The 3,852-nt window shown below is 68.4% G+C and carries 3 protein-coding genes; all 3 read left to right on the forward strand.

Annotation, left to right across the window (positions count from 1 at the left end):
* Positions 1-1,622 (forward strand): serine hydrolase domain-containing protein (locus tag ACOJSF_RS08175; RefSeq protein ID WP_420141722.1); only part of this gene is annotated, 1,622 nt, incomplete at its 5' end.
* On the forward strand, positions 1,622-2,635 hold the full coding sequence (locus tag ACOJSF_RS08180; RefSeq protein WP_420141723.1) for a dipeptide epimerase: 1,014 nt from the start codon (positions 1,622-1,624) through the stop codon (positions 2,633-2,635). The genes ACOJSF_RS08175 and ACOJSF_RS08180, both read left to right, overlap by 1 nt.
* The coding region (locus tag ACOJSF_RS08185; protein WP_420141724.1) for a peptide MFS transporter at positions 2,632-3,852 on the forward strand (1,221 nt) is incomplete at its 3' end. The genes ACOJSF_RS08180 and ACOJSF_RS08185, both read left to right, overlap by 4 nt.

The following is a 3,852-nucleotide window of genomic DNA, read 5'->3' on the forward strand; positions in this document are numbered from 1 at the left end:
AGGTCGAGGCGGGCAAGCTCGATCTCGACCGCGACGTCAACGCCTATCTCGACTTCCGCATTCCGCCGCGCAAGGGTCGGCCGGTCACGCTGCGCCAGATCATGACGCATACGGGCGGGTTCGAGGAGGTGCAGAAGAACATCATCTTCGCCGATCCGAAATATCAGCTCTCGCTCGAAGCCTATCTGAAGCAATGGGTGCCGACCCGGATCTTCGACGCCGGGACGACGCCGAATTACTCCAACTGGGCGACCGCGCTCGCCGGCTACATCGTCGAGCGCGTGTCCGGGGTCCCGTTCGACGACTATGTCGAACAGCGCATCTTCCGCCCGCTCGACATGCGGACGGCCAGCTTCCGCCAGCCGCTGCCGCCCGCGCTGCGCGCGCTCACGGCGACCGGCTACGAACGCGCGTCCGAGCCGGCGCAGAAGTTCGAGATCGTCGGCCCCGCGCCCGCCGGATCGCTGTCGGCCTCGGGGATCGACATGGCCAAGTTCATGATCGCGCACCTTGAAAACGGGCGCGGCATCCTCCGCCCCGAAACGGCGGCGACCATGCACGACAGCCCGCTCGACAAGGTCGATCCCTTCTCGCTGATGCCGCCGCTCAACCGAATGGAGCTCGGCTTCTTCGAAACCAACGCCAACGGGCGCGAGGTGATCGCGCATCTCGGCGATACGCAATTCTTCCATACCTCGCTCCACCTGTTCCTGGCCGAGCGGGTGGGCCTGTACGTGTCGTTCAACAGCGTCGGACGCGACGGCGCGGTCGGCGTGCTGCGCGGGCAGTTGTTCCAGGATTTCGCCGACCGCTACTTCCCCTCGACCGTGCGCGACGGGCGGATCGATGCGAAGACGGCGGCCGAACATGCCCGCCTGATGACCGGCCATTGGGAGGTGAGCCGGCGCTCGGTCTCCAACTTCGTCAACATCCTGAATCTGGTCGGGCAGGTGCACATCACCCTTGACGACAAGGGCGGGCTGGTCGTGCCGAGCCTCAAGGGCCCCGGCGGCGCGATCCGCAAGTGGGACGAGATCGCGCCCTTCGTCTGGCGCGAGCGCGGCGGGCAGGAACGGCTCGCCGCCAAGGTGGTCGACGGCAAGGTCGTGCGCTGGAGTTTCGATCTGGTCGCGCCGTTCATGGTGTGGGATCGGGTTCCGGCATGGCGCTCGGCCGGGTGGCTCCTCCCCGCGCTCTACGCCAGCCTGGCGGTCCTGCTGCTGACCTTCCTCTACTGGCCGGCGAGCTGGTACGTCCGCCGCCGCTATGCGCAGGCGATCGCGCGCTCGGGTCCGGCGCTCAAGGCCTATCGCGCGACGCGGATCATGGCGCTGCTGGTGCTGTTGGTCCTCGGTGGTTGGGCGGCGCTGATCTCGATCGTGTTCGGCGACATCAGCAACCTCACCGCCGGCACCGACATCTGGCTGTGGCTGCTGCAGATCCTCGGCGCGATCGTCTTTTTCGGCGCGGTCGGCATCGCCGCGTGGAATGCGTGGCTGACGTGGCGCGACGGGCGCGGCTGGGCGCGGCGGGCGTGGAGCCTGCTCGTCCTGCTTGCGACGCTGGTCGTGCTGTTCGCGGCATGGACCTACAGCCTGCTCGCGATGACGGTGAATTACTGATGCCGTCACTGACGTTGTCGGTCGCCACCGACACACTCCGCCTCGCGCAGCCGTTCCGCATCGCCGGCCATCTGTTCGAGACCGCCGACGTCCTGCTCGTCACGCTCGACGACGGGACGCATCGGGGGCGCGGCGAGGCGGCCGGGGTCTATTACCTCGCCGACGATCTCGATCACATGCGCACTGAATTGGAAAGCGCACGCCACGCGATTGAGGCTGGACCGGGCCGGGAGGAACTGCGGACGATCCTTCCCCCCGGCGGCGCGCGCAACGCGGTCGACGCCGCCCTATGGGAGCTGGAAGCCGCAAACGCGGGCCAGCCCGTGTGGCGGCTCGCGGGGCTCGACACGCCGCCGACGCCGATCCTCACCACCTTCACGATCGGCGCCAACACGCCCGAGGCGATGGCGGCGGTCGCGACCGGCTACACCCACGCGCGATCGATCAAGATCAAGCTGACCGGCGAGCTCGCGCTCGATCTGGCGCGCGTGGCCGCGATCCGGGCGGCGCGCCCCGATGCGTGGCTGGGTGTCGACGGCAATCAGGGCTTCCTCCGCGCCGATCTCGACACGCTGATCGAGGGGCTTGCCAAGCATCGGATTGCATTGCTCGAACAACCGCTCGCGCGCGGCCGCGACGCCGAGCTGGAGGGGCTGGACTCGCCGATCCCGATCGCCGGCGATGAAAGCCTGTTATCGCTCGCCGACCTGCCGGATGCGGTCGGGCGCTTCGACGTGGTCAATATCAAGCTCGATAAGTGCGGCGGCCTGACCGAGGGGCTGCTGATGGTCGCGGAGGCGCGCCGGCTCGGCCTGGGCGTCATGGTGGGCACGATGGTTGGGACCAGCCTCGCCACCGCGCCGGGCTTCATTCTCGGCCAGCGCGCCGACCTCGTCGACCTCGACGGTCCCACCTTCCTCGCGCAGGATCGCACGCCCAGCGTCACCTATCGCGATGGGCTGCTCGATGCCGGACCCGACGTGTGGGGCGCCGGCCGTCCGGTCGCGGCATGAGCGAGACGCGCGCGTGGTTCGGTCAGCCGCGCGGGCTGACCATCCTGTTCCTGACGAACATGTGGGAGCAATTCTCCTACTACGGGATGCGCGCGCTGCTGGTCTATTACATGACCAAGCAGATGCTGCTCGCGCAGGGCACGGCGTCGCTGATCTACGGCGCCTACACCGCCTGCGCCTATTTCACTCCGATCGTCGGCGGGGTCATTGCCGATCGGCTGCTCGGCAAAAGGCGCGCGATCATCCTCGGCGGGTCGATCATGGCGGCCGGCCATTTCATGATGACGTTCGAGCCGCTCTTCTATCTGGCCCTGACCGCGATCGCGTTGGGCAACGGCCTGTTCCTGCCGAGCCTGCCGAGCCAGATCGATGACCTGTACGAACCGGGCGATCCACGCGTCGGCTGGGCCTACAACGTCTATTATGTCGGGGTGAACATCGGCGGCTTCCTTGCGCCGCTGATCTGCGGAACGCTGGGCGAACTGTATGGCTGGCATTGGGGGTTCGGCGCGGCGGGCATCGGCATGCTGCTGGGCCTCTGCATCTACCTCTACGGACAGCGCTTCCTGCCGCCGCAAGCTCGCCACCCGGCGGTCGAGCGCGACCATGCGCCGCCCGCGCGCTTCCCGCGCGACACGCTGCTGCTGCTGCTCGCGATCTGCCTTTGCGTGACCCTCTTCCGCAGCGCCTATGAGCAGGTCGGCAATACCGTCGCGCTCTGGGCGGACGTCGGCGTCGATCGCGCGGCGGGCGCGATGACCATCCCGATGACGTGGTTTCAGGCGCTCAACCCTCTACTTGTGATCGTCATGACCCCCCCGCTCCTGGCCATGTGGCGCCGCCGCGCCGCCGGGCGTGCGGAACGACCGGCGCGCCGGATGGCGGCGGGGGCCGCGATCGTCGCGGGCGCCTATCTGCTGCTCGCCGCGCTTGAGGCGGCGGGCGGGCAGACGCCATGGCCGTGGCTCGCGCTGTTCTTCGTGATCCTGACGTTCGGGGAGCTGCACATCCTCCCGACCGGGCTCGGGCTGTTCGCGCGCCTAGCCCCGCCGTCGCTCGGCGCAACGACCGTGGCGGCCTGGTATCTCGCGACCTTCGCCGGCAGCCTTGCGGCGGGCCTCGTCGGCACCTTGTGGAGCCGGACATCGCACGGCCTTTTCTTCCTGCTGCTCGCCGGCCTCGCCGCATCCGCGGCATTGCTGTTGCGACAATTAGAC

It is taken from the genome of Sphingomonas sp. (assembly GCF_048594985.1).
Taxonomy (GTDB): Bacteria; Pseudomonadota; Alphaproteobacteria; order Sphingomonadales; family Sphingomonadaceae; genus Sphingomonas_I.